The sequence below is a fragment of the Alcanivorax sp. HI0044 genome, assembly GCF_001634945.1.
On the sequence record NZ_LWEZ01001555.1, the window covers coordinates 1 to 856 of the forward strand.

General features: G+C 61.7%; 1 protein-coding gene. It reads right to left on the reverse strand.

Annotation, left to right across the window (positions count from 1 at the left end):
• Positions 1-804 (reverse strand): carboxylesterase family protein (locus A3730_RS23505; protein WP_156501323.1); only part of this gene is annotated, 804 nt, incomplete at its 3' end.
• Positions 805-856: the final 52 nt, after the last annotated feature.

The following is an 856-nucleotide window of genomic DNA, read 5'->3' on the forward strand; positions in this document are numbered from 1 at the left end:
TGTGCGTAGCCCGCGATCGACCAGCACCTTGACGGCGGCGTTCTGGGCCTTGATCCAACTCTTGTCATCGGCACTGGCCAATTTCTCGGCTGCGCTGCCCGCCCCCGGTAGTGCATCCACAAAGGCGTCGGTCACCTTGCGCACCTGATCCGGGGCGAGCACAAAATCGGCAGCACCAGACTGGGTGATCGCACTATGGAACAGGTCTTTCGCCTGGGGGCAGGCCAACAGCGCGCCGACACTGAAGCCTCCGGCAGACTCACCGAAAATCGTCACTTGCCCGCAATCACCGGCAAAGGCACCGATGTTTTCCTGTACCCATTGCAGCGCGGCCAGTTGGTCGCGCATGCCCAGGTTGGTGTCTGCTTCCAGCTGCGGTGCCACCGCAGAGAAATCCGCAAACCCCATGGCCCCCAGCCGGTAGGCGGCATTCACCACCACCACATTCTGGCTACGCGCCAGTTCGGCACCGTTATAGAGAACCTGCGACACCGAGCCCGCCAGGTAACCCCCACCGTGGAACCACACCATCACCGGGAAAGGCCCTTCGCCGTCCGGCACCCAGATATTCAGGTACAGGCAATCTTCGCTGGATTCCTGAATGCCCATCACCGGGTTTTTCATTTGCAGCGAGGGCATCGGGTAATGATCCGCCGTTTGCTCCGCCTCACTGTCAGCCAGGGGTTGCGGCGCCTTGAAGCGCAACTCGCCCAGCGGCGCACGCGCAAACGGCACGCCGCGGTATTCAGTTACGCCCTTATTGCCAAGCCCCTGGTAACGCCCTTGCCGGGTTACTGCCGTCATCTACCACTCCTGTTTTGCCAGCTGGCGCCGGCCTGAAAATTAACCCGCTTCA